The sequence below is a fragment of the Streptomyces sp. NPDC058000 genome (assembly GCF_042886435.1).
Classification (GTDB): Bacteria; Actinomycetota; Actinomycetes; order Streptomycetales; family Streptomycetaceae; genus Streptomyces.
In genome coordinates this window covers 1-23,652 of the sequence record NZ_JBHVQS010000014.1, presented here as the reverse complement: position 1 = coordinate 23,652, position 23,652 = coordinate 1, and the positions used below count along the sequence as shown (strand labels likewise).

General features: G+C 69.4%; 15 protein-coding genes. 10 read left to right on the top strand and 5 right to left on the bottom strand.

Features of this window, described 5'->3' with window-relative positions; translation table 11 throughout:
* Positions 1-20: 20 nt before the first annotated feature.
* Positions 21-1,466, bottom strand: coding sequence for an argininosuccinate synthase (gene argG, locus ACFVT2_RS16750; RefSeq protein WP_390017886.1), 1,446 nt, complete (start codon positions 1,464-1,466; stop codon positions 21-23).
* 333 nt (positions 1,467-1,799) lie between these two features.
* Between argG and acnA the strand changes: the two genes are divergently transcribed.
* Positions 1,800-4,526 carry an aconitate hydratase AcnA gene (gene acnA / locus ACFVT2_RS16745; protein ID WP_390017883.1) on the top strand — a complete coding sequence of 909 codons (2,727 nt, stop codon included), beginning with the start codon at positions 1,800-1,802 and terminating at the stop codon, positions 4,524-4,526.
* 119 nt (positions 4,527-4,645) lie between these two features.
* Here the strand turns inward: acnA and ACFVT2_RS16740 are convergent, their stop codons facing one another.
* The 3 genes from ACFVT2_RS16740 to ACFVT2_RS16730 all read right to left on the bottom strand — a co-directional run bounded on the left by ACFVT2_RS16740 (position 4,646) and on the right by ACFVT2_RS16730 (position 10,471).
* Positions 4,646-5,611, bottom strand: coding sequence for an FG-GAP repeat domain-containing protein (locus tag ACFVT2_RS16740; protein ID WP_390017880.1), 966 nt, complete (start codon positions 5,609-5,611; stop codon positions 4,646-4,648).
* 339 nt (positions 5,612-5,950) lie between these two features.
* Complete coding sequence (locus ACFVT2_RS16735; protein WP_390017878.1) at positions 5,951-6,919, bottom strand: FG-GAP repeat domain-containing protein; 969 nt, start codon at positions 6,917-6,919, stop codon at positions 5,951-5,953.
* 135 nt (positions 6,920-7,054) lie between these two features.
* Complete coding sequence (locus tag ACFVT2_RS16730) at positions 7,055-10,471, bottom strand: GH92 family glycosyl hydrolase (protein ID WP_390017876.1); 3,417 nt, start codon at positions 10,469-10,471, stop codon at positions 7,055-7,057.
* A gap of 417 nt (positions 10,472-10,888) precedes the next feature.
* Here ACFVT2_RS16730 and ngcE point away from each other — a divergent pair, with 417 nt between their 5' ends.
* The 9 genes from ngcE (at position 10,889) to ACFVT2_RS16685 (ending at position 23,051) form a co-directional block, all read left to right on the top strand.
* Positions 10,889-12,322, top strand: coding sequence for an N-acetylglucosamine/diacetylchitobiose ABC transporter substrate-binding protein (gene ngcE / locus ACFVT2_RS16725; RefSeq protein ID WP_390017874.1), 1,434 nt, complete (start codon positions 10,889-10,891; stop codon positions 12,320-12,322).
* 62 nt (positions 12,323-12,384) lie between these two features.
* The gene (locus ACFVT2_RS16720; protein ID WP_390017872.1) at positions 12,385-13,308 is read left to right on the top strand and encodes a carbohydrate ABC transporter permease; all 924 of its coding nucleotides are present in this window, start codon (positions 12,385-12,387) and stop codon (positions 13,306-13,308) included.
* An 11-nt stretch (positions 13,309-13,319) separates the two neighbouring features.
* A complete protein-coding gene (locus ACFVT2_RS16715; protein WP_390017870.1) occupies positions 13,320-14,195 on the top strand; it encodes a carbohydrate ABC transporter permease in 876 nt (291 codons plus the stop codon).
* Between the two features lie 219 nt (positions 14,196-14,414).
* On the top strand, positions 14,415-15,614 hold the full coding sequence (locus ACFVT2_RS16710; RefSeq protein WP_390017867.1) for an ROK family protein: 1,200 nt from the start codon (positions 14,415-14,417) through the stop codon (positions 15,612-15,614).
* Positions 15,615-15,754: 140 nt separating this feature from the next.
* Positions 15,755-16,846: a sugar ABC transporter substrate-binding protein gene (locus ACFVT2_RS16705; protein WP_390017864.1), complete on the top strand. Its 1,092-nt coding sequence runs from the start codon at positions 15,755-15,757 to the stop codon at positions 16,844-16,846.
* A gap of 132 nt (positions 16,847-16,978) precedes the next feature.
* Positions 16,979-17,779 carry an ATP-binding cassette domain-containing protein gene (locus ACFVT2_RS16700; protein ID WP_390017861.1) on the top strand — a complete coding sequence of 267 codons (801 nt, stop codon included), beginning with the start codon at positions 16,979-16,981 and terminating at the stop codon, positions 17,777-17,779.
* Positions 17,776-19,050 (top strand): sugar ABC transporter permease, encoded by a 1,275-nt coding sequence (locus tag ACFVT2_RS16695; RefSeq protein ID WP_390017858.1) that lies wholly within the window; start codon positions 17,776-17,778, stop codon positions 19,048-19,050. Before ACFVT2_RS16700 ends, ACFVT2_RS16695 begins: the two co-directional genes overlap by 4 nt.
* Positions 19,051-19,290: 240 nt before the next feature.
* Positions 19,291-21,270: a 1-deoxy-D-xylulose-5-phosphate synthase gene (gene dxs, locus ACFVT2_RS16690; RefSeq protein ID WP_390017855.1), complete on the top strand. Its 1,980-nt coding sequence runs from the start codon at positions 19,291-19,293 to the stop codon at positions 21,268-21,270.
* A 206-nt stretch (positions 21,271-21,476) separates the two neighbouring features.
* On the top strand, positions 21,477-23,051 hold the full coding sequence (locus tag ACFVT2_RS16685) for an amino acid permease (RefSeq protein WP_390017852.1): 1,575 nt from the start codon (positions 21,477-21,479) through the stop codon (positions 23,049-23,051).
* A 94-nt stretch (positions 23,052-23,145) separates the two neighbouring features.
* Here ACFVT2_RS16685 and ACFVT2_RS16680 read toward each other — a convergent pair whose 3' ends face one another.
* A complete protein-coding gene (locus tag ACFVT2_RS16680) occupies positions 23,146-23,544 on the bottom strand; it encodes an NTP pyrophosphohydrolase (RefSeq protein WP_390017849.1) in 399 nt (132 codons plus the stop codon).
* Between the last annotated feature and the right edge of the window lie 108 nt (positions 23,545-23,652).

The window sequence follows — 23,652 nt, the reverse complement described above, 5'->3', positions numbered from 1 at the left end:
CGTCCGCTCGGCGGGCCGGGTCAGTCCGTGCCGAACTCCATCGCGGCGCGGTCCAGCATCTCCTCGTCGTCGGAGACCTCGCCGCGGGAGGCGATGGCCTCGGCGCCGCCCTCCGGCATGCTGCCGATCAGCCCGGTCGCGGCCGCCTGGGCGGCACCGACGGCGGGGTTGGCCGTGCCGATCAGGCCGAGGCCGGCGTACTGCTCCAGCTTGGCGCGCGAGTCGGCGATGTCGAGGTTGCGCATGGTGAGCTGGCCGATCCGGTCCACCGGACCGAACGCCGAGTCCTCGGTGCGCTCCATGGACAACTTGTCCGGGTGGTAGCTGAAGGCCGGTCCGGTGGTGTCGAGGATCGAGTAGTCCTCGCCGCGCCGCAGCCGCAGAGTGACCTCGCCGGTGATGGCCGCGCCGACCCAGCGCTGGAGCGACTCACGCACCATCAGGGCCTGCGGGTCCAGCCAGCGGCCCTCGTACATCAGCCGGCCCAGGCGCCGCCCCTCGTTGTGGTACTGGGCAAGGGTGTCCTCGTTGTGGATCGCGTTGACCAGCCGCTCGTACGCGGCGTGCAGCAGCGCCATGCCGGGCGCCTCGTAGATGCCGCGGCTCTTGGCCTCGATGATCCGGTTCTCGATCTGGTCCGACATGCCCATGCCGTGCCGACCGCCGATGGCGTTGGCTTCCATCACCAGGTCGACGGGGGAGCCGAACTCCTTGCCGTTGATCGTCACCGGGCGGCCCTGGTCGAAGCCGATGGTGACGTCCTCGGTGAGGATCTCGACCTCGGGGTCCCAGAACCGCACGCCCATGATCGGCTCCACGGTCTCCACGCCGGTGTCCAGGTGCTCCAGCGTCTTGGCCTCGTGGGTGGCGCCCCAGATGTTGGCGTCGGTGGAGTACGCCTTCTCCGTGCTGTCGCGGTAGGGCAGGTCGTGGGCGAGCAGCCACTCCGACATTTCCTTGCGGCCGCCGAGCTCGGTCACGAAGTCCGCGTCGAGCCAGGGCTTGTAGATCCGCAGGTTCGGGTTGGCGAGCAGGCCGTAGCGGTAGAACCGCTCGATGTCGTTGCCCTTGAAGGTGGAGCCGTCGCCCCAGATCTGGACGTTGTCCTCCAACATCGCCCGGACCAGGAGCGTGCCGGTGACGGCGCGGCCGAGCGGCGTGGTGTTGAAGTAGGCCCGCCCGCCCGAGCGGATGTGGAACGCCCCACAGGTGAGCGCGGCCAGGCCCTCCTCGACCAGCGCCGCGCGGCAGTCGACCAGACGGGCGATCTCGGCGCCGTAGGTCTGCGCGCGGCCGGGCACCGAGGCGATGTCGGGCTCGTCGTACTGACCGATGTCGGCGGTGTAGGTGCACGGGATGGCGCCCTTGTCGCGCATCCACGCGACCGCGACGGAGGTGTCGAGGCCGCCCGAGAAGGCGATTCCGACACGCTCGCCGGCGGGAAGGGAGGTGAGGACCTTAGACATGGGAAGAGTATGCATCCTCGCGCATGGTCATGCAAAGGGGTGCCGGAGGAAGAGTGACGCGAAGGGGGTTCGGGGGTGTCGCTTCGTCGACGGCTCGACGGGGCGGGGGTGGCGCAGCCGCCGCCAGGGCATGACCCGGCAGCAGCGATGTACTAGAGTTATCTCGACATCGAGATATCTGCCGGGAGGCGTACCGCTGCCGTACCAGTAAGGGATGCCTAACTTAGGTTCACCTTAGCGGATCGGTGACGACCCTGGGACGGCACCGCGCGACGGCAGTCGCATAGTGTGCGCAGCGCGGTGGTACGCGCGAAATCATTGAAGGAGACTGTCGTGTCGGCGAACAGCTTCGACGCCCGCAGCACGCTGCGCGTGGGTGACGAGTCGTACGAGATCTTCAAGCTGGACAAGGTCGAGGGCTCCGCGCGCCTCCCTTACAGCCTGAAGGTGCTGCTGGAGAACCTGCTCCGCACCGAGGACGGCGCGAACATCACCGCCGACCACATCCGCGCGCTCGGCAGCTGGGACTCCCAGGCGCAGCCGTCGCAGGAGATCCAGTTCACGCCGGCCCGCGTGATCATGCAGGACTTCACCGGCGTGCCCTGCGTCGTGGACCTCGCCACCATGCGTGAGGCCGTGAAGGAGCTGGGCGGCGACCCGGCGAAGATCAACCCGCTGGCGCCGGCCGAGCTGGTCATCGACCACTCCGTCATCGCCGACAAGTTCGGCACGAAGGACGCGTTCGGCCAGAACGTCGAGCTGGAGTACGGCCGCAACAAGGAGCGCTACCAGTTCCTGCGCTGGGGCCAGACCGCGTTCGACGAGTTCAAGGTCGTCCCGCCGGGCACCGGCATCGTCCACCAGGTCAACATCGAGCACCTGGCGCGCACGGTCATGGTCCGCAACGGCCAGGCATACCCCGACACCCTCGTCGGCACCGACTCGCACACCACCATGGTCAACGGCCTGGGCGTGCTGGGCTGGGGCGTCGGTGGCATCGAGGCCGAGGCCGCGATGCTCGGCCAGCCGGTCTCCATGCTCATCCCGCGCGTCGTCGGCTTCAAGCTGACCGGTGAGCTCAAGCCGGGCACCACCGCCACCGACCTGGTGCTCACGATCACCGAGATGCTGCGCAAGCACGGCGTCGTCGGCAAGTTCGTCGAGTTCTACGGTGAGGGCGTCGCCGCCACCTCCCTCGCGAACCGCGCCACCATCGGCAACATGTCGCCGGAGTTCGGCTCCACCGCGGCGATCTTCCCGATCGACGGCGAGACGCTGAACTACCTGAAGCTGACCGGCCGCTCCGAGCAGCAGGTCGCGCTGGTCGAGGCGTACGCCAAGGCGCAGGGCCTCTGGCTGGACCCGCAGGCCGAGCCGGACTTCTCCGAGAAGCTGGAGCTGGACCTCGCCACGGTCGTCCCCTCCATCGCCGGCCCGAAGCGTCCGCAGGACCGCATCGTCCTGGCCAACGCCGCCGAGCAGTTCAAGCAGGACGTCCGCAACTACGTCGACACCGCCGACGAGGCGGGCAAGGAGTCCTTCCCGGCCTCCGACGCCCCGGCGTCCATCGACGGCGTCCCGTCGAACCCGGTCACCGTGACCGCCCCCGACGGCTCCACGTACGAGCTGGACCACGGCGCGGTCACCGTCGCCGCCATCACCTCCTGCACCAACACCTCGAACCCCTACGTCATGGTCGCCGCCGCCCTGGTGGCCAAGAAGGCGGTCGAGAAGGGCCTGACCCGCAAGCCGTGGGTCAAGACCACCCTCGCCCCGGGTTCCAAGGTCGTCACCGACTACTTCGACAAGGCGGGCCTGACCCCGTACCTCGACAAGGTCGGTTTCAACCTGGTCGGTTACGGCTGCACCACCTGCATCGGCAACTCCGGCCCGCTGCCGGAGGAGGTCTCCAAGGCGGTCAACGACCACGACCTCGCGGTGACGTCCGTCCTCTCCGGTAACCGGAACTTCGAGGGCCGGATCAACCCGGACGTCAAGATGAACTACCTCGCCTCCCCGCCGCTGGTCGTCGCGTACGCCCTCGCCGGTTCGATGAAGGTGGACATCACGCGCGACGCGCTCGGCGTGGACCAGGACGGCAAGCCCGTCCACCTGGCCGACATCTGGCCGACCGAGGCCGAGGTCAACGACGTCGTGGCGAACGCCATCGGCGAGGACATGTTCAACAAGTCCTACCAGGACGTCTTCGCGGGCGACGCCCAGTGGCAGGCGCTGCCGATCCCGACCGGCAACACCTTCGAGTGGGACACCGAGTCCACCTACGTCCGCAAGCCCCCGTACTTCGAGGGCATGCAGATGGAGCCGGCTCCGGTCACCGACATCGCCGGTGCGCGCGTCCTGGCCAAGCTGGGCGACTCGGTCACCACCGACCACATCTCCCCGGCCGGTGCGATCAAGGCCGACACCCCGGCCGGCAAGTACCTCACCGAGCACGGTGTGGACCGTCGTGACTTCAACTCCTACGGCTCGCGCCGTGGTAACCACGAGGTCATGATCCGCGGCACGTTCGCCAACATCCGCCTGCGCAACCAGATCGCGCCGGGGACGGAAGGCGGCTACACCCGCGACTTCACACAGGCTGCAACTGCTGACGCGGCTCCCGTCTCCTTCATCTACGACGCCTCGCGCAACTACATCGACCAGGGCATCCCGCTGGTCGTGCTCGCGGGCAAGGAGTACGGCTCCGGCTCGTCGCGCGACTGGGCCGCCAAGGGCACCGCGCTGCTCGGCGTCAAGGCCGCCATCGCCGAGTCGTACGAGCGCATCCACCGCTCGAACCTCATCGGCATGGGCGTCCTGCCGTTGCAGTTCCCGGAGGGCCAGTCCGCCGAGACCCTCGGCCTGACCGGCGAGGAGACCTTCTCCTTCACCGGCGTCGAGGAGCTCAACAACGGCACCACGCCGCGCACGGTCAAGGTCACCACCGACACCGGTGTGGAGTTCGACGCGGTGGTCCGCATCGACACCCCCGGTGAGGCGGACTACTACCGCAACGGCGGCATCATGCAGTACGTGCTGCGGAACCTGATCCGCAAGTAAGCGGTACGGCACAGCGAACGAGGGCCGCACTCCCGGGAAGGGGGTGCGGCCCTCGCGTTGCCCGCCGTCAGCGGCGCCGGCCGGTCGGGCCGGTCAGCGGGACCGGCCGGCGGGACCGGTCAGGAGAACAGCTTGGTGTAGATGTTCCAGCCGGTGCCGATCTGGACGCGCGCCTGGTAGGGGCTGGCGGCGTTGCCGGTGCCGTAGTAGGCGTAGAGGCGACCGGAGCCGTCGCGGGCGATGAAGTCGGTCTTGCCGTCGCCGTTGAGGTCGCCGGTGGAGACCAGGGCGTTGTAGCCGCCCCAGCCGGTGCCGATCTTCTGGCGGGCCTCGAAGGGCGCGCCGGCGTTGCCGGTGCCCTTGTAGAGGTACAGGTCGCCGGTGGCCTTCTCGCGGGCGATGATGTCGGTGTTGCCGTCGCCGGTCAGGTCGCCCTTGCCGGTGATCTGGTCGTAGATCTGCCAGCCGGCGCCGACCTTGGTGCGTGCGGTGACCTTGCCGTCGGGGTAGCCGAGGTACAGCCAGAGCACGCCGCTGCGGTCGCGGGCGAGGATGTCGTACTCCTTGGCGCCGCCGAGGTTGCCGGGGGAGAGCACCTTGTCGTAGATGTTCCAGCCGCCGCCGATCCGGACGCTGTCCGGGGTCGCGTCGTTGCTGAAGTACAGGTCGCCGGTGGGGTCCCAGAGCCAGACCGCGTCGCCGGCGCCGTCGCCGTCGTTGTCCAGCGCCTGCTGGTTGGCGCGGACGTCGCCGAGGTCGTCGACCTTCTCGCGGGCGGTGAACCCGCCGCTTCCGTTGGGGCCGTAGACGTAGGTGGCGCCCGCGGACTCCACGCCGAAGAGGCCGAAGACCGGGTCGGCCGCGGTCGCGGTGGCGCTGGTGGCGCCGGTGGCGCCGCCGGTGAGCGCCATCGGGGCCTTGGTCGGCGCCTTGGGGGCGGCCTGCACGGTGTTCCGGGCGGCCGTGCCCGGGTTGTCCGCCGCGAAAGACGTGCCGGCAGCGGTGCCGGCGAGTGCGACGGCGATGGCCGCGGTGGCGAGACGGGACAGGGCACGTCCGCGCTTGCGGCCGGAGAGTATTGCCACGTAGTTCTCCGTGGTTGGGGTCGAGGAGGGATCCGGTACGACGACGGCGCGCCCCCGTGGGGGCGCGCCGAAGGTCTCCGGAGCTCAGGATCTTTGCACGGCTTCTTCACCTGTCAACTACCTTGCCGACGGTGCGGGAAGCTCCCGTTCCGCCCGTACAACCTTTTCCCCGGAGACGATTCGGGAGTGGCGGTACGAACCCGGCGAACCGATCGAGAAGACTCGGGTCCGGTGGTCCCGGGCGACGGGCCGGCCGGTCCTTCTGTCCGGCTCCACCCGTGTTGTTCCGACCTGTGATCCTTCCAACACCCCGTCGGCAGGCGCCGCGAACGGCGTGGCTCAGAACATCAGGCGGTAGGTCTGGTAACCCCAGCCGACCTTGACGGGCTTGGCGAACGGGGCCCGGGCGTTGCCGGTGCCCTTGTAGAGCATCAGGTCGCCGTTGGCGGTGCGGGCCAGCAGGTCGGCGTTGCCGTCGCGGTCCACATCTCCGGTGGAGAGCAGGTAGTTGTACGCGTTCCAGCCGGCACCGATCTTCTGGCGGGACTCGAACGGGGCCTTGTGGTTGCCGGTGCCCTTGTAGAGCCACAGCACGCCCGACGCGTCGCGGGCGACGATGTCGGCCTTGCCGTCACCGGTGAGGTCCCCCTGGCCGGCGATCTGGGTGTACTGACCCCAGCCGGCGCCGATCTTGGTGCGCGGGGTCACCTTGCCGTCGGGGTAGGCGAGGTACGTGTACAGCACGCCCGACTTGTCGACGGCCATGAGGTCGGATTCCTTGGCGCCGCCGAGGTCGCCGGGGGACAGGACCTTGTCGTAGGTGTTCCAACCGCCGCCGATGGTGCGGGTGTCCGCGTCCCCGTTGTCCTTGTCGTAGGTGTAGTACAGGTTGCCGTTGAAGTCCCAGCTGTAGAACGCGTCGGCGTAGCCGTCCTTGTTGTGGTCGACGTTCTGCACGGCCTTGAAGATGTCCCAGCCGAACCACACGTAGTCGCGGGCGTCGAAGCCGTTGCCGTTCGGTGTCTGCTGGTAGAGGTCGCCGTCGCGGTCCACCCCGGAGAGGTGGAAGTACGGGGAGCCGACCTCGCCCGGGGCGGCGTACCCCATGCGGCCCTTGGGGCCCTTGGGGGGCTGGGGGACGGTCGGCTTGAGCATGTCGGGGGTGGCGTTCTTCAGGGGCGCCGGAACCGGGGTCGGGCTGTCGGCGACTGCGGTTCCCGCGGTCGTGCCCAGCAGGGTCGCTGCGAGCACTGCGGTCGCGAGCTGGGTGAGCGCGCGGCCACGCTTACGGCCGGGAAGGAAACCCACGTAAATCTCCCGTTGGTCGGACATTGGTAGCGCCATGCCCTATAGGAGGGAATGGCGCGGGATTTACTGAATCTTTGCACAGGATGTTTATCTGTCAAATGGGGCATCACGCCCTTCTGGTCTCCATGCCCCAACTCAGGAGTGCTGTCCCAGGAGTTCGGTCTCGGCGAGGGTGGCCGGGTGGGGAAGGGTGAGGCGGTAGTGGAGATAAGTGCTGGGGGTGGGCAGTGCGAAGGGGCGGGTCTGGTGGGACCAGGCGAAGCGTTGGCCGCGCCTGTGGTCCAGTGCGGTCCAGTGCTCGCCGTCGTCGGAGCCTTCCAGCACCCATTCCCGTGGGGCGTCCGCGGCGGTTGCGGAGGTGAGGGTGTAGGAGGAGACAGTGGCGCCGGAGGGGACGGTGAAGGCGGCGCGGGAGACCTCGGCGGAGGTGTCGGAGCTGTTGTCGGTCAGCGGGCCGCCGTCCGGGACGGTCAGATCGGTGGGCGGAGCCGGCACCCTGTCGTCCTTGGTGATCGAGGTGGGCGCGGCGTCCGGGCCGGAGCCCCAGTTGGCGGGGCGCGGCCCCATGGCGAAGTCCAGGGTCCCGCCGCGGGCGAGCAGGGCGTGCGGCAGGGCGGTGGTGTTCCACGGTGTGCCGTTCACCCGGAGGCCCTGCACGTAGACGTTGCGGGCGCTGTTGCGGGGCGCGTTGACGACCAGGTCCCGGCCGTTCTCCAGGTGGATCGTGGCCTTGGTGAACAGCGGTGACCCCACCGCGTACTCGCCCTGACCCATCACCAGCGGATAGAAGCCCAGGGCGCTGAAGACGTACCACGCGGACATTTCGCCGTTGTCCTCGTCTCCGGGGTACCCCTGGCCGATCTCGCTGCCGAGGTAGAGCCGGGAGAGCACCTCGCGGACCTTCGCCTGGGTCTTGTACGGCTGGCCGGCCGCGTCGTAGAGGTAGGCGATGTGGTGCGAGGGCTGGTTGCTGTGCCCGTACATCCCCATCCGGACGTCGCGGGCCTCGGTCATCTCGTGGATGACGTCGCCGTAGGAGCCGGCGAACTGCTTGGCGGCGGTCTCCGGGGTGCTGAAGTAGGCGTCCAGCTTCTTCGCCAGGCCGGCCCGGCCGCCGTAGAGGTTGGCCAGTCCGCGGGTGTCCTGTGGGGCGGCGAAGGCGAAGGTCCAGGCGTTGGTCTCGGTGTAGTCGTAGCCCCAGACGCGGGGGTCGAAGCGGTCCGGCGGCAGCCGCCAGCCGCCCCGGGCGTCCTTGCCCTGGAAGAATCCGGTGCGGTCGTCGAAGAGCCGCACGTAGTTCCGGGCCCGGCCCAGGAAGTACGCCGACTCCTCCTTGTAGCGGGGGTTGTGCGTCTTGGCGTAGAGGGCCTGTCCCATCCGGGCGATGCCGAAGTCGTTGAGGTAGCCCTCCAGCGCCCAGGACGCGCCCTCGCGGGTGTCGGTGCTGGTGTAGCCGAGGAACGGCGCGGTCGTCATCCCCTTCCGGCCGACGCCGGAGGACGGCGGGGCGACGGTGGCGTTCTTGACGGCCGCGTCGTAGGCCGCCGCGGCGTCGAAGTGCACGCCCTTGACGTAGGCGTCGGCGAACGCGACGTCGGAACTGGTCCCGGTCATCAGGTCCGCGTAGCCGGGGGAGGACCAGCGGGAGATCCAGCCGCCGTCCTTGTACTGCTGGACGAACCCGTCCGCCATCTTCCCGGCCCGGCCGGGGGTGAGCAGGGAGTAGGCCGGCCAGGTGGTGCGGTAGGTGTCCCAGAAGCCGTTGTTGACGTACACCGCACCGTCGACGATCTTCGCGCCGGTGTGCGTGGGGGTGTCCGGGCCGGTCGGCGGCGAGAACGGGCTGGCGTACCGGACCCGCGAACCGACCTGCTCCGCACCGGAGTTGGGGTAGAGGTAGAGCCGGTAGAGGCTGGAGTAGAGGGTGGTCAGCTGGTCGCGGCTGGCGCCCTGCACCTCGATGCGGCCCAGCAGCGCGTCCCACTGGGCGCGGGCGCGGTCCCGGACGGTGGCGAAGGACGTGCCGTCGGGGACCTCCCGGGCGAGGTTGGCCTTCGCTTGCTCGACGCCGATCAGCGAGGTGGCCAGTCGCAGCGTCACGGTGCGGTCCGCGCCCGGTCGCAGCCGCAGGTAGCCGGTGACGTCCTTGCCCCCGCCCCCCTCCAGCCGGCCGCTCGCGGTGACCGGCGCGTCCACCACGCCGTAGACGAACAGCCGGGTGGCGCCGACCGAGAGGCCGCTGCGGACGTCGGAGTAGCCGCTGATGACGCCGTGCGCGGCGTCCAGGCTCAGGCCGCCCTTGTTGGTGACGTTGTCGAAGATCAGGTTGGCGTCGGCGCCGGGGAAGGTGAACCGCATCACCGCCGCGTGGTCGGTCGGCGCGATCTCGGTGCGCAGGCCGTTGTCGAAGGTCACCGCGTACTGGTACGGCCGCGCGGTCTCGCGCTCGTGGTGGAAGGGCAGCGCGCGCCCGGTGCGCGAGGCGTCCGGGGTGCCGGCCGCGGTGGACGGCATGACCTGGAAGGTCTGCCGGTCGCCCATCCAGGGGCTCGGCTCGTGGCTGGCGCTGAACGCCTGGAGGGTGGGGAGGTTGTCGGCGTTGTTCTTCCGCGCGTACTCGTAGAGCCAGTCCGCGGAGCCGGCGTTGGTCACCGGGGTCCAGAAGGTGAAGCCGTTCGGCACCGCGGTGGCGGGGAAGGTGTTGCCGCGCGAGAAGCTGCCGCTGGAGAGGGTGCCGCGGGTGGTGACGGCGTGGTCGGAGAGGTGGGCGAGCGGTTTCTCCGGCGCCTTGGGGCCGATGGCGAGGTCGTCGAGCCAGCCGCGGAAGGCGGGGGCGGTGCGCGGCGCCCGGGGTGCGTCGTAGCCGAGCAGGATCCGGGCGATGGTCTTCCCGGCGGCGACCGCGCCGATCCGGGACTCCCGGTTGTTCCACTGGTTGACGTAGAGCGTCTTGGCGGCGGCCTGGCCCTGCGGGGTCAGCCGGGCCCCGTACTGGTCGGTCGCGGCCAACTCGCTCAGGTACGTCCCGTCGGTGAAGGCCAGGTCGACCGCGACATGGGTGGCGGGGTAGTCGAGGTCGGTCTCCGGCAGTTCCGGGAAGAGCTTGTACGAGAGCGTGGTGGCGGGGGTGACAGGGACGTGTACGGCGAACAGCTTGTTGTACGCGTAGGCCCGGCCGGCGGCGGTGTGGGTGCCGGCGTAGCGCAGGGCGTGGCCGCCGGTGAATCCGGCGTGCGCCTTCGCGGTGGGGGAGTCGGCGGGGCCGGTGTCGGGTGCGGTGTCCATCCCGGGCCCGCCGGGGGACGGGCGGGAGACGCCGGAGGTCTTCGGCCGGCCGTCGGGGCCGGTCTCGACGGTGTCGGTCCAGTCCGGTGCGGGCTGGCCCGGTTCGAAGGAGGAGTGGAACTCCGCTGCGGTACGCGGTGGTTGGGGCGGCGCCGCCTGGGCCGCGCCGGTCGTGCCCGGCGTGGTGAGGACGAGCAGGGCGGCCGCCGCGAGAGCGACGGGGCGGGCGATCCCCCGCAGTGGACTGTGCCGGTGTCTGTGCCGCACGCGAGCCCTCTCAACGAGATTGACATCGTTGTCAGTTGCGTAGTGCAGAGATAAGTAAGGTGCGCGGCGGCGCGGGTGTCAAGGGTGTGGCGGCGCGCCGGCGGCGGCCGTGTCGCGCCAGCGCCCGAGGGGGCGCCGGCGATGCATACCCGGGAGGTCTCAACTAGGGAAAGACTCCCGGCCAACTCGGCGTTCGATCTTGCCCGTTCGGCCGGAAGTGGACTATACCTATCGGCGTCCGAATCCGGCGGTACGACCGCCCGGCCGGAATCCGGGGGAAAGCGGGGAGGGACGGAATTCCCCGCAGATCCCTGGCTCGCCCGGTGCACATCCCGTACAACTCAGCTTCATCTGACCTGCGGTGCCGGGGTGGCTCCGGTACACCGCCTGAGTCCTGAAGAAGGCGAGGACTTGAGCATGGGATCCACCTCAGAAGTCAACCGTCGCGATCTGGTCAAGCGGGCTGCGGCCCTGGGAATTCTCGCGGTACCGGCCATGGGCGCGCTGACGTCCTGTGCCACCGGAGGCGGCGGCGGCTCGGACGACGGCACCAAGAACAAGGGCGCGACCTCCGCCAAGAATCCGCTCGGCGTGAAGAACGGCGCGCCGCTGGAGGCATTCATCTTCAAGGGCGGATTGGGCGACCAGTACGCCAAGGACGCCGAGGCCGACTACAACAAGACCTACGGTGTGACGGTCAAGCACACCGGCACCCAGCAGATCGGCCCCAAACTCCAGCCGCGCTTCGCCGGCGGCAATCCGCCCGACCTGATCGACAACTCCGGCGCCGACCACCTGGATATGAACAAGCTGTCCGCACAAGGGCAGTTGCAGGACCTCACCGCACTGCTCGACGCCGCGTCGCTGGACGACCCGAAGAAGAAGGTCCGGGACACGCTCTTCCCCAGCACCATCGAAAAGGGCAAGCACAAGGACACCTTCGACGTCTTCTACTACGCCTTCACGGTGTACGGCACGTGGTATTCCAACAAGCTCCTGAAGGACAAGGGCTGGGCCTATCCCACCTCCTACGACGAGATGATCAAGCTCTGCGCCGAGATCAAGAAGGCCGGAATCGCGCCGTGGACGTATCCGGGGAAGTACCCGTACTACGTCCACTTCAACGTCTTCGCGGAGATCGCCAAGATCGGCGGTCTGGACAAGTGGATCGCCATCGACAACCTGGAGCCGGGCGCCTGGACCTCCAACGACGCGGTCAAGCAGGTCATCGGGCACTACGAGGAACTGGCCGCCAAGGGCTACTTCCTGGAGGGCAGCCAGGGACTGACGCACATCCAGTCACAGACCTCCTGGACCCGCGGCAAGGCGGTCTTCATCCCCAACGGCTCCTGGGTGGAGAACGAGGCCGCGCCCACCACCCCGGCCGACTTCGACATGGCCGTCGGCCCGCTCTTCGACGGCGGCAGCGGCGACAAGATGCCGCACGGCACACTGCGCGCCGAACCCAGCGAACCGTTCATCGTCGCCAAGGGCGGCAAGAACCCCATCGGCGCGATGGAACTGCTGCGGATCATGGTCTCCAAGAAGCACGCGCAGAATTTCGCCACCAAGGTCAAGTCGCTCACCGCCGTCCAGGGCGCGACCGACGGAATGCAGCTCTCGCCCGGTCTGGCGTCCGCCGCCAAGGCCGTCAAGGAGGGCGGCAAGAACCTCCTGATGATCCAGCTCCAGGAGTGGTACCCGAAGCTGACCGACGAAAAGCTCGGCGGACTCACCAGCCAGCTGCTCACCGGCGATCTCAAGGCCGCTGAGTGGATCAAGAAGGCCCAGCAATACGCGGACGAGGTCGCCAAGGACAGCTCCGTCACCAAGTTCCACCGCGCTTCCTGACCGGGCTTCCCGACCGGGATCCATCCGCGTACCACCGCTGACGAGGGAGGGCCGGGGAGCTCATGCGCCACGGCAAGTACCGATTCATCGTGGGGTTCCTGGCCCTGCCCCTGCTGCTCTACGGGATCTTCGTGATCTCACCGTTCGTCCAGGCGTTCCAGATTTCCACCACGGAATGGAGCGGCCTGCGCGGCACCGCCAAGAGCGTCGGGCTGGGCAACTACAGCAAGCTGCTGCACAGCGATGAATTCTGGAATGCGCTCAAACACAACGTCGTCATGCTGGTGTTGGTGCCGATCGCCACGCTGGCGCTGGGGTTGTTCTTCGCGTTCATGCTGAACGTCGGCGGCCGGGCCCGCCGCGGCGCGGTCATCACCGGCGTCCGTGGCGCGACGTTCTACAAATTCGTCTACTTCTTCCCGCAGGTCATCTCGATCACCATCATCTCGGTGATCTGGTTCAACATCTACAATCCGGATCCGCACGACGGCATGCTCAACTCGCTGCTGGGCGCGGTCGGTCTGGATTCCCTCCAGAACTCCTGGCTGGGGGCGGGGAGCCTGGCACTGGCCTGCATCATGGTGGTGATGGTCTGGGCGAATGTCGGCTTCTACGTCGTGCTGTTCTCCGCGGCCATGGCCTCCATTCCCCGGGAGATCTACGAGGCCGCGCTGCTGGACGGCGCCAGCCGCTCGCACACCTTCTTCCGGGTCACCCTGCCGCTGCTGTGGGACACCGTGCAGACGGGCTGGGTCTATATGGGCATCATCGCGATGGACGCCTTCGCGCTGGTGCAGATCATGTCGGTCAACATGGGCGGCCCGGACGGCGCGACCGACGTCGTCCCGCTCCGCCTCTACCTGACCGCCTTCCGTGACAGTCAGTTCGGCTACGCGGCGGCGATGGGCGTCGCCATGCTCGTCGTCACGCTGCTGTTCGCCGTCCTCACGATGCGTTTCGCGCGCCGTGAGCGGATCGAGTACTAGGGGCAGGGCGCATGACGACACGAACCACTGCGGCACGGCCGCGCCGGACCTCCGAGGGCGGCACGCTCAACGTCTTCTCGCACGGCATGCTCGTCGTGTGGGCGCTGATGGTGGGCATGCCCCTGCTCTGGGTGCTGTGGAGCTCCTTCAAGAGCAGCGGTGACATCCTCACCGCCCCCTGGTCCCTCCCGGGCAAGCTCCACTTCGAGAACTGGATCAACGCCTGGGAGAAGGCCAACATCGGCAAGATGTTCCTCAACACCCTGATCGTGGTGGGCGGTTCGCTCACCGGGACGATGGTGCTGGGCTCCATGGCGGGCTACGTCCTGGCCCGCTTCCAGTTCCCGGGCAACCGCGTCATCTACTACCTCTTCGTCGCCGGTATGTCCTTCCCGGTCTTCATGCTGGTGATCCCGCTGTTCTTCGTGCTGCGGGACTTCCCCGGCGTCCCGCTGCTGGCGACGTACCAGGGCCTGATCGTCGTCTACATCGCCTACTCGCTGCCGTTCACCGTCTTCTTCATGACGGCGTTCTTCCGCACCCTGCCGACGTCGGTGGCGGAGGCGGCGATGATCGACGGCGCCTCGCACGCCCGGACGTTCTTCCAGGTCATGCTGCCGATGGCCAAACCCGGGCTGATCAGCGTCGGGATCTTCAACTTCCTGGGGCAGTGGAACCAGTACCTGCTGCCGATGGTCCTCAACCAGGACGAGGACAAGTACGTGCTCACCCAGGGCCTGGCCAACCTCGCGCTCCAGCAGGGCTACCAGGGCGACTGGGGCGGGCTGATGGCCGGCATGATGATCGCGATGCTGCCGGTCCTGCTCGTCTACGTCATCTTCCAACGGCAGGTGCAGGCCGGGCTGACGGCCGGCGCGCTCAAGTAGCGCCGCACGCGTCGGAGGGCGGTTCCCCAAGGGCGGAACCGCCCTTCGCGCGTGCCCGGCCGCCCCGATTCCGCCCGGGCTCAACGCCTTGACGAGACTTCCCCGCTGGAGTTCTGCTTAGAGTTCACATGTTGAAATCGGTTGCCGTCCCCCGATGACGCGGGAGCGGCCGGCGGGCAGTCGTCGTACTGTCCGCCCCAGGCGGGAGTGGATGAGTCGATGGAGACTCCGGGGTCGCAGTCCTCGCTGCACCGGGCCAATCTGGAGCGGGTCGTCCGCGCGGTGCGCATGGCGGGCTCGCTCACCCAGGCGGAGATCGCCCGGAGCACAGGGCTGTCCGCGGCCACCGTCTCGAACATCGTTCGCGAGTTGAAGGACGGCGGGACCGTTGAGGTGACGCCCACCTCGGCGGGCGGCCGGCGGGCGCGCAGCGTCTCGCTGTCCGGCGACGCCGGCATCGTGGTGGGCGTCGATTTCGGCCACTCCCACCTGCGGGTGGCGGTCGGCAACCTCGCCCACCAGGTGCTCGCCGAGGAGGCCGAACCGATCGACGTGGACGCCTCTGCGGCGGAGGGCTTCGACCGGGCCGAGCAGCTGGTGAGCCGACTGATCGAGCAGACCGGGGTCAGCCCGGACAAGGTCATCGGCGTCGGCCTGGGCGTCCCCGGCCCGATCGACGTGGAGTCCGGCACCCTGGGCTCGACCGCGATCCTGCCGGGCTGGTCCGGGACCAAGCCCGGCGAGGAGCTGTCCGGGCGGCTCGGCGTCCCGGTCTACGTCGACAACGACGCCAACCTCGGCGCGCTCGGCGAGCTGGTGTGGGGCGGCGGCCGCGGCGCCGCGGACCTGGCGTACATCAAGGTGGCCAGCGGGGTCGGCGCCGGGCTGGTGATCAGCGGCCAGATCTACCGCGGCCCGGGCGGCACCGCCGGTGAGATCGGGCACATCACCCTGGACGAGTCCGGCCCGGTCTGTCGCTGCGGCAACCGCGGCTGCCTGGAGACCTTCACCGCCGCCCGGTACGTCCTCCCGCTGCTCCAGCCGAGCCACGGCCCCGACCTGACCATGGCGCGGGTGGTCCAGCTGGCCCGCGAGGGCGACCCGGGGTGCCGGCGGGTCATCGCGGACGTGGGCCGCCACATCGGCAGCGGCGTGGCGAACCTCTGCAACCTGCTCAACCCCAGCCGGGTGGTGCTCGGCGGCGACCTCGCCGAGGCCGGCGAGCTGGTCCTCGGGCCGATCCGGGAGTCGGTGTCGCGGTACGCGATCCCCAGCGCCGCACGGCAGTTGGGCATTGTGCCGGGCACCCTCGGCGGCCGTGCGGAGGTGCTGGGCGCGCTCGCCCTGGTGCTGAGCGAGATGGGCGATTCGACCCTGCTGGACGGGGCCCGGAATGCGGACGCGCCCGCTATAGCGTGAGCGGCTTAAGTTCACACACCTAACGCATGGCACCGTTGTCATCTCGTTAAGGATTTACTCCTTGACGGTCGGCTGGCGGCCGAGTTGACTTCCAGCCACCTCGGCCGCAAAGACGCGGCCATGTCAGGGAGGCAACCCCCATGAATGTGTGGACGCGTCGCGTCGTCATAGGCACCGCAGCCGTTTCGATGGCGCTCTCCGTGGCCGCCTGCGGCAAGGCCGGTGACGGCGGCAAGAGCGGTGGCGACGGCAAGACCATCGGTCTGCTGCTGCCGGAGAACAAGACCACTCGTTACGAGACCTTCGACCGCCCGCTGATCACCAAGAAGATCCAGGCGCTCTGCAGCGACTGCCAGATCAAGTACAACAACGCCGACCAGGACACCCAGAACCAGAAGAAGCAGTTCGACGCCCTGATCACCCAGGGCGTCAAGGTGATCATCCTGGACCCGGTCGACTACAAGGCCACCAAGTCCTGGGTGAACCAGGCCGCCAAGAAGGGCGTCAAGGTCGTCGCGTACGACCGGCTGGCCGAGGGCAACATCTCCGCCTACGTCTCCTACGACAACGAGAAGATCGGCCGCCTCCAGGGCCAGGCGCTGGTCAAGGCGCTCGGCGACAAGGCCAAGGACAGCAATGTCGTCATGATCAACGGCTCGCCGACCGACCCCAACGCGCCGTTCTTCAAGCGCGGCGCCCACAGCGTCCTCGACAAGCAGGTCAAGAAGATCGTCTACGAGCAGGACATCCCGGACTGGTCGTCGGACGAGGCCAACAAGAAGATGGCCGCCGCCATCGACTCGCTCGGCAAGGACGGCATCCAGGGCGTCTACTCCGCCAACGACGGCATGGCCGGCGGCATCATCACCGCCCTCAAGCAGCAGGGCATCAAGGTCCCGGTCGGCGGCCAGGACTCCGAGCTGGCGGGTCTGCAGCGGATCCTCACCGGCGACCAGGCGTTCACGATCTACAAGCAGATCCAGCCGCAGGCCGACACCACCGCAGAGATCGCGGTCCGGCTGCTCAAGGGCGAGAAGTTCGACTCCCTGACGCCCACCAAGGTCGACAGCCTCAGCGGCGAGGTCAAGGGCATCCCCGCCAAGCTCTACGACGCCCAGATCGTGACCAAGGACAACATCGAGGACACGGTAGTCAAGGACAAGGTCTACCCCGCCAGCCGGATCTGCGTCGACGACGCCAAGGCGGCCTGCGAGGCAGCGGGCATCAAGTAAGGCAGGGGGCGGGCCCCGTCCGGCCCGCTCCCGTTCCGCCCCCGGTCCGGCAGGCGCCCGGCCGCCGCACCGGGGGCCCGCACACCCCCGCACTCGCACCACCATCCCGCCGTACCGACGGCGGTGAAGGAGATGATTCACGTGTCCGCTCCGCCCGTGCTGGCGTTGCGCGGAGTCTCCAAGCGGTTCGGCGCCGTCCAGGCGCTCACCGACGTCACGCTGGAGATCCACGCCGGTGAGGTGGTCGCCCTCGTCGGCGACAACGGCGCCGGAAAGTCCACCCTCGTCAAGACCATCTCGGGCGTCCACCCGGTCGACGACGGCGTCATCGAATGGGAGGGCGCGCCGGTCCGCATCGCGAAGCCGCACGACGCCCAGGGCCTCGGCGTCGCCACCGTCTACCAGGACCTCGCGCTCTGCGACAACCTCGACGTGGTCGCCAACCTCTACCTCGGCAACGAGCTCAGCACCGCCGGCGTCCTCGACGAGATCGCCATGGAGAAGCGGGCCAAGGAACTCCTGGACACCCTGTCCATCCGGATCCCCAGTGTCCGGATCCCGGTGGCCGCGCTCTCCGGCGGTCAGCGGCAGGTCGTCGCCATCGCCCGCGCGCTGATCGGCGAGCCGAAGGTCGTCGTCCTCGACGAGCCGACCGCCGCCCTGGGCGTCGAGCAGACCGCACAGGTCCTCGACCTGGTCGAACGGCTCCGCGAGCGCGACCTCGGCGTCATTCTGATCAGCCACAACATGGCCGACGTGCAGGCCGTCGCGGACCGGGTCGCGGTCCTGCGGCTGGGCCGCAACAACGGTGTCTTCGACGTCGAGGACACCTCCCACGAAGAGATCATCGCCGCCATCACCGGTGCCTCCGACAACGCCGTCACCCGCCGCAAGGCGCGCACCGACCAGCTGAAGAAGGAGGCCGGGGCATGAGTGAACAGCAGACTGCCGAGGCCATGCCGGAGACTCCGCCGCCGGCCGCCGTCGACCCCCGGCTGCTGGTCCGGGAGAAAGGATTCGCCGGCTACTTCGGCGAGTTCGCGCGCCGGATCCGCGGCGGTGAGCTGGGGTCCCTGCCGGTCATCATCGGCCTGATCGTCATCGCGGTCGTCTTCCAGCTCAAGAACAGCAGCTTCCTGTCCGCGGACAGCCTCGCCAACATCGGCGTCTACACCTCCGGCCTGGGCATCATGGCCGTCGGCATCGTCTTCGTGCTGCTGCTCGGCGAGATCGACCTCTCGGTCGGCTCGGTCGCCGGCGTGGGCGCGGCCGTCTGGGCGGTGCTGAGCGTCACCCACGGCGTCAACGACTGGCTCGCGGTGCTGATCGCGGTGGCCGTCGGCGCCGCCATCGGCGTCCTGCACGGATTCTTTTTCGCCAAGATCGGGGTGCCCGCGTTCGTCGTCACCCTGGCCGGTTTCCTCGGCTGGAGCGGCCTTCAGATCTGGCTGATGGGCAAGGAAGGCTCCATCAACACGCCCAGCGGCAGCCTGGTGGAGAACCTCACCGGCTACTACTTCGAGGACAAGGCCGCCGCCTACGGCCTGGCCCTGATCGCGGTCCTCGCGTACGCGGGCTCGCTGCTGCTGGACAGTCGCCGCCGCCGGACCGCGGCCCTGCCGTCCCGGCCGCTCAGCGAGATCCTGCTGCGCACCGGCGTGGTCGCGGTGATCGCCTTCGCCGTCGCCTACGTCCTCAACGAGCCGTCCGGCGCCCGCGGCCTGCCGCTGGCCCTGGTGCTCTTCCTCGCCGTCCTGGTGATCGCCGACTTCGTGGTGCGCCGCACCGGCTACGGCCGGCAGATCTTCGCGGTCGGCGGCAACGCCGAGGCGGCCCGCCGGGCCGGTATCAACGTCAACCGGGTCCGGATCACCGTCTTCGCGATCTCCGGAATGCTCGCGGCCTTCGGTGGCCTGTTCATCGCCAGCCTCTCCGGCGGCGCCACCAAGAACCTGGGCTCCGGCAACACCCTGATGAACGTCATCGCGGCGGCCGTCATCGGCGGCACCAGCCTCTTCGGCGGCCGCGGCAAGATCTGGTCCGCGCTGCTGGGCATGCTGGTCATCCAGTCGATCCAGCAGGGGCTGAACCTGCTCGGCATGGCCAGCGAGATCCAGTACATGATCACCGGCGCGGTGCTGCTGGCCGCCGTGGTGATCGACTCGCTGTCGCGCCGCACCCAGAAGACCGCCGGCCGCACCTGAGCAGCGGTTTGTCATAGGACGGCAACAGTCTCCGCGAAACGGCGGGAACCGGCCCCCATCGGATGCCCCCGATGGGGGCCGTACCGCGTCCGGGGAGCCACCACGGCGGCCGGGAAACGGGCGTTCGACCGGCCCTCACCCGAGTGACATACATCGCGAGGCCCGGCCGCGCCGGCGGCGGACGCGACATTAGACTCATCTGATCGGCAAGCTCGACCTACGGCAGCAAGGAGGCATGGGGTGGCATTGCTGACCCGTATCAAGGGGCCGCGCGACCTGGACCGGCTCTCCCCCGAGCAGCTCACGCAGCTGGCGGGGGAGATCCGTGGCTTCCTCGTCGACGCGGTCTCCAAGACCGGCGGACACCTCGGCCCGAACCTCGGCGTGGTCGAGCTGACCATCGCCCTGCACCGTGTTTTCCATTCCCCCAAGGACAAGGTCCTGTGGGACACCGGACACCAGTCCTACGTCCACAAGCTGCTGACCGGCCGCCAGGACTTCTCCCGGCTCAAGGCCAAGGGCGGCCTCTCCGGCTACCCCTCACAGGCCGAGTCCGCGCACGACGTCATCGAGAACAGCCACGCCTCGACGGTCCTGGGCTGGGCCGACGGCATCGCCAAGGCCAACGAGGTCCGCGGCCGGGACCACCGGGTGGCGGCCGTCATCGGTGACGGCGCCCTCACCGGCGGTATGGCCTGGGAGGCGCTCAACAACATCGCCGCCGCCAAGGACCGCCCGCTGGTCATCGTCGTCAACGACAACGAGCGCTCCTACGCGCCCACCATCGGCGGCCTCGCCAACCACCTCGCCACCCTGCGCACCACCGACGGCTACGAGCGTTTCCTGGCGCGCGGCAAGGACATCCTGGAGCGCACCCCGGTCGTCGGCAAGCCGCTCTACGAGACCCTGCACGGCGCCAAGAAGGGCCTGAAGGACTTCATCGCGCCGCAGGGCATGTTCGAGGACCTGGGCCTGAAGTACGTCGGCCCGATCGACGGCCACGACATCGAGGCGCTGGAGTCCGCGCTGACCCGCGCCAAGCGGTTCGGCGGCCCGGTGATCGTCCACTGCCTCACCGAGAAGGGCCGCGGCTACAAGCCCGCCGAGCAGGACGAGGCCGACCGCTTCCACGGCATCGGCCCGATCCACCCGGACACCGGCCTGCCCCTCTCCTCCGGCGGCAAGGACTGGACCGGCGTCTTCGGCGACGAGATGGTCGCGCTCGGCAAGGAGCGCGACGACATCGTGGCCATCACCGCGGCCATGCTCCAGCCGGTCGGCCTGGAGAAGTTCGCCAAGGCGTTCCCGGACCGGGTCTACGACGTCGGCATCGCCGAGCAGCACGCCGCGGTCTCCGCGGCCGGTATGGCCACCGCCGGACTGCACCCGGTCTTCGCGGTCTACGCCACCTTCCTCAACCGCGCCTTCGACCAGGTCCTGATGGACGTCGCGCTGCACAAGTGCGGCGTCACCTTCGTCCTGGACCGGGCCGGCATCACCGGCACCGACGGCGCCTCGCACAACGGCATGTGGGACATGTCGCTCCTCCAGGTCGTCCCCGGCCTGCGGCTGGCGGCGCCGCGCGACGCCGACCAGGTGCGCGCCCAGCTCCGGGAGGCCGTCGAGGTCGACGACGCCCCGACCGTGGTGCGCTACTCCAAGGGCGCGGTCGGGCCGGCCGTCGAGGCGGTCGGTCGGGTCGGCGGTATGGACGTGCTGCGCGAGCCCGGCGCCACCGGGCGTCCGGACGTCCTGCTGGTGTCGATCGGCGCGCTCGCCCCGATGTGCCTGGAGGTCGCCGACCTGCTCGACAAGCAGGGCATCTCCACCACCGTCGTCGACCCCCGCTGGGTCAAGCCGGTCGACGAGGCACTGCCGGGCCTGGCCGCCGAGCACCGGGTGGTGGTCACCGTCGAGGACAACATCCGCACCGGCGGCGTCGGTTCCGCCGTCGCCCAGGCGCTCCGGGACGCCGGGGTGGACGTCCCGCTGCGTGACTTCGGCATCCCCGAGCGGTTCCTGGACCACGCCTCCCGCAAGGAGGTCATGGCGGAGGTCGGGCTGACCGCGCCGGACATCGCCCGTCAGGTGACCGGTCTGGTCGCCAAGATGGACAACCGCGACGAGGACGCCGCAAGCGCCGCCGCCGCGGACTCCGCCGCCCCGGAGGACACCGTCGCCGAGGGCGCGGCCGAGCCCGCCGAGGTCGCCCGCGACTGACCCGCGCGCCCCGCACCGCCCGCCCGATGGGCCGGCCGGACGTCCCCACGGATGTTCCGGCCGGCCCATCGGCAGCTCCGCGGTTCCCACCCCATCGGGTGAATCCGTGGCCCGGGAAGGCCCGCCGACGCTGACCATTTCAAGACATTGCGGAGACTCGGTCAGTTCAGCAGAGTTGCGAGGGTCGTCCAGGCGGAGGTTCGCCCATGAGCACAGAGCACGGACCACAGGGACACGGACCAGGGGGCGCACCGCAGGGGCCCCGGAGCGAGACGCGCCGCGACCGCGGCGTCCTACGAACGAAGAGCATCGAACAGTCGATTCAGGACACCGAGGAGCCCGAACACGCCCTCAGGAAGTCCCTCTCGGCGCTCGACCTGACCGTCTTCGGCGTCGGTGTGGTCATCGGCACCGGCATCTTCGTCCTCACCGGAAAGATCGCCAAGGAGCAGGCGGGACCCGCCGTCGCGCTCTCCTTCGTCGTCGCCGGCGTGGTCTGCGCGCTGGCGGCGCTGTGCTACGCGGAGTTCGCCTCCACCGTGCCGGTCGCCGGCTCGGCGTACACCTTCTCGTACGCGTCACTGGGCGAACTGCCCGCCTGGATCATCGGCTGGGACCTGATCCTGGAGCTGGCCCTGGGCTGTGCGGTGGTCGCCGTCGGCTGGTCCGGCTACGTGCGCTCACTGCTCGACACCGGGGGACTGCACCTGCCGCCGGAGCTGTCCGGCAGTCATGACGGGCGGTTCGGCTTCGATCTGCTCGCCTGCATCCTGGTCCTGGTGATCACCGCCATCCTGGTGCTCGGCATGAAGCTCTCCTCGCGGGTGACGGCGGTGGTCGTCGGCGTGAAGGTGACCGTCGTGCTGCTGGTCGTCATCGCCGGCGCGTTCTTCGTCTCCGGGACCAACTACCAGCCGTTCATCCCACCGAGTCAGCCCGTCGCCACCGGCGGCGGACTGGCCGCGCCGCTCTCCCAGCTGATGTTCGGCTTCGCCCCGTCCCACTTCGGCGTGATGGGCATCTTCGCGGCGGCCGCGGTGGTCTTCTTCGCCTTCATCGGCTTCGACATCGTCGCCACCGCGGCCGAGGAGACCCGGAACCCGCAGCGCGACGTACCGCGCGGCATCCTCGGCTCCCTGGCCATCTGCACGCTGCTCTACGTGGCCGTGTCGGTGGTCGTCACCGGCATGGAGAAGTACAGCCAGCTCTCCGTGGACGCCCCGCTGGCCGACGCCTTCAAGCACGTCGGGTACCCGTTCTTCGCGGGCCTGATCAGCTTCGGCGCGGCGGTCGGCCTGACCTCGGTCTGCATGATCCTGCTGCTCGGCCAGAGCCGGGTGTTCTTCGCGATGAGCCGGGACGGGCTGCTGCCCCAGGTCTTCTCCCACGTGCACCCGAAGTTCGGCACGCCGCACCGGTCGACCATCGCGCTCGGCATCGTCGTCGCGGTGGTCGCCGGTTTCACCTCCATCGACGTCCTGGCCGAACTCGTCAACATCGGGACGCTCTTCGCCTTCGTCGTGGTCGCCGTCGGCGTGGTCCTGCTCCGCCGTGCTCGCCCCGACCTGCCGCGCGCCTTCCGGACCCCGCTCGTGCCGTACATCCCGCTGCTGTCGGTGCTCGCCTCGCTCTGGCTGATGCTCAACCTGCCCGCCGAGACCTGGATCCGCTTCGCCCTCTGGATGGTGCTCGGATTCGTCGTCTACTTCCTCTACGGGCGCACCCACAGCCGCCTCGCCATCCGGCAGCGACAGCGCGACGCGGCCGACGCCCAGCCGTAGCGCGAGCGGGCGGGACCGTGGCGGTACGGCACCGGCCGGCCGTCCGCCGCGGTCCCGCCCGCCTTCGTGCGGCCGCAGGCGCCGCTCTGACGGGCTATGAGACCCCGCCCCGACCTCTGCCGCCCCAGACCGTCCGCGGGCCCGTCACGTGGGCGCCCAGCGCCTGTACGCGCTCGCGCAGTCCGCGGTCCGCGGTGACCACCAGGCAGTCCCGCCCCGCGCCCTCCTCGGCCACCAGCCGCACCATCGTGTCGTCCCCGCTGCCGTCCGCCGACACCACCCGCACACCCGGCACGGACGCCACTCCGCGCGCCGCGCCCTCCACCACCAGCACCAGCTCCAGCGGCGGATCGACCAGCCCCGGCAGTCCCGTCCCGGCGTGGCCGACCAGCGCGTCCCGCAGCCGCTCGGCGGCACCGCGCCGGTCCCGCCACCAGCCGTCGGGCACCGAGCCCACGACGTTCGCGGCATCGACAATGACCAAGGAATCCATACCGTCAGCCTGCCACGGCCGGGCGGCCGTCGACCGCCCGGCGGGCGCCGCACGCACGACGCGCGGACCGGCTCCACCGAGCCGGTCCGCGCGGCGAATTCCGCGGGG

Excerpts from the sequence above, each read along its gene's own strand:
- ACFVT2_RS16720 (WP_390017872.1), top strand. The coding sequence starts at position 12,385 with ATGCGCCACGGCAAGTACCGATTCATCGTGGGGTTCCTGGCCCTGCCC.
- ACFVT2_RS16680 (WP_390017849.1), bottom strand. The coding sequence starts at position 23,544 with ATGGATTCCTTGGTCATTGTCGATGCCGCGAACGTCGTGGGCTCGGTG.
- ACFVT2_RS16700 (WP_390017861.1), top strand. The coding sequence starts at position 16,979 with ATGATTCACGTGTCCGCTCCGCCCGTGCTGGCGTTGCGCGGAGTCTCC.
- ACFVT2_RS16705 (WP_390017864.1), top strand. The coding sequence starts at position 15,755 with ATGAATGTGTGGACGCGTCGCGTCGTCATAGGCACCGCAGCCGTTTCG.
- ACFVT2_RS16710 (WP_390017867.1), top strand. The coding sequence starts at position 14,415 with ATGGAGACTCCGGGGTCGCAGTCCTCGCTGCACCGGGCCAATCTGGAG.
- ngcE (WP_390017874.1), top strand. The coding sequence starts at position 10,889 with ATGGGATCCACCTCAGAAGTCAACCGTCGCGATCTGGTCAAGCGGGCT.
- ACFVT2_RS16685 (WP_390017852.1), top strand. The coding sequence starts at position 21,477 with ATGAGCACAGAGCACGGACCACAGGGACACGGACCAGGGGGCGCACCG.
- ACFVT2_RS16695 (WP_390017858.1), top strand. The coding sequence starts at position 17,776 with ATGAGTGAACAGCAGACTGCCGAGGCCATGCCGGAGACTCCGCCGCCG.
- ACFVT2_RS16715 (WP_390017870.1), top strand. The coding sequence starts at position 13,320 with ATGACGACACGAACCACTGCGGCACGGCCGCGCCGGACCTCCGAGGGC.
- argG (WP_390017886.1), bottom strand. The coding sequence starts at position 1,466 with ATGTCTAAGGTCCTCACCTCCCTTCCCGCCGGCGAGCGTGTCGGAATC.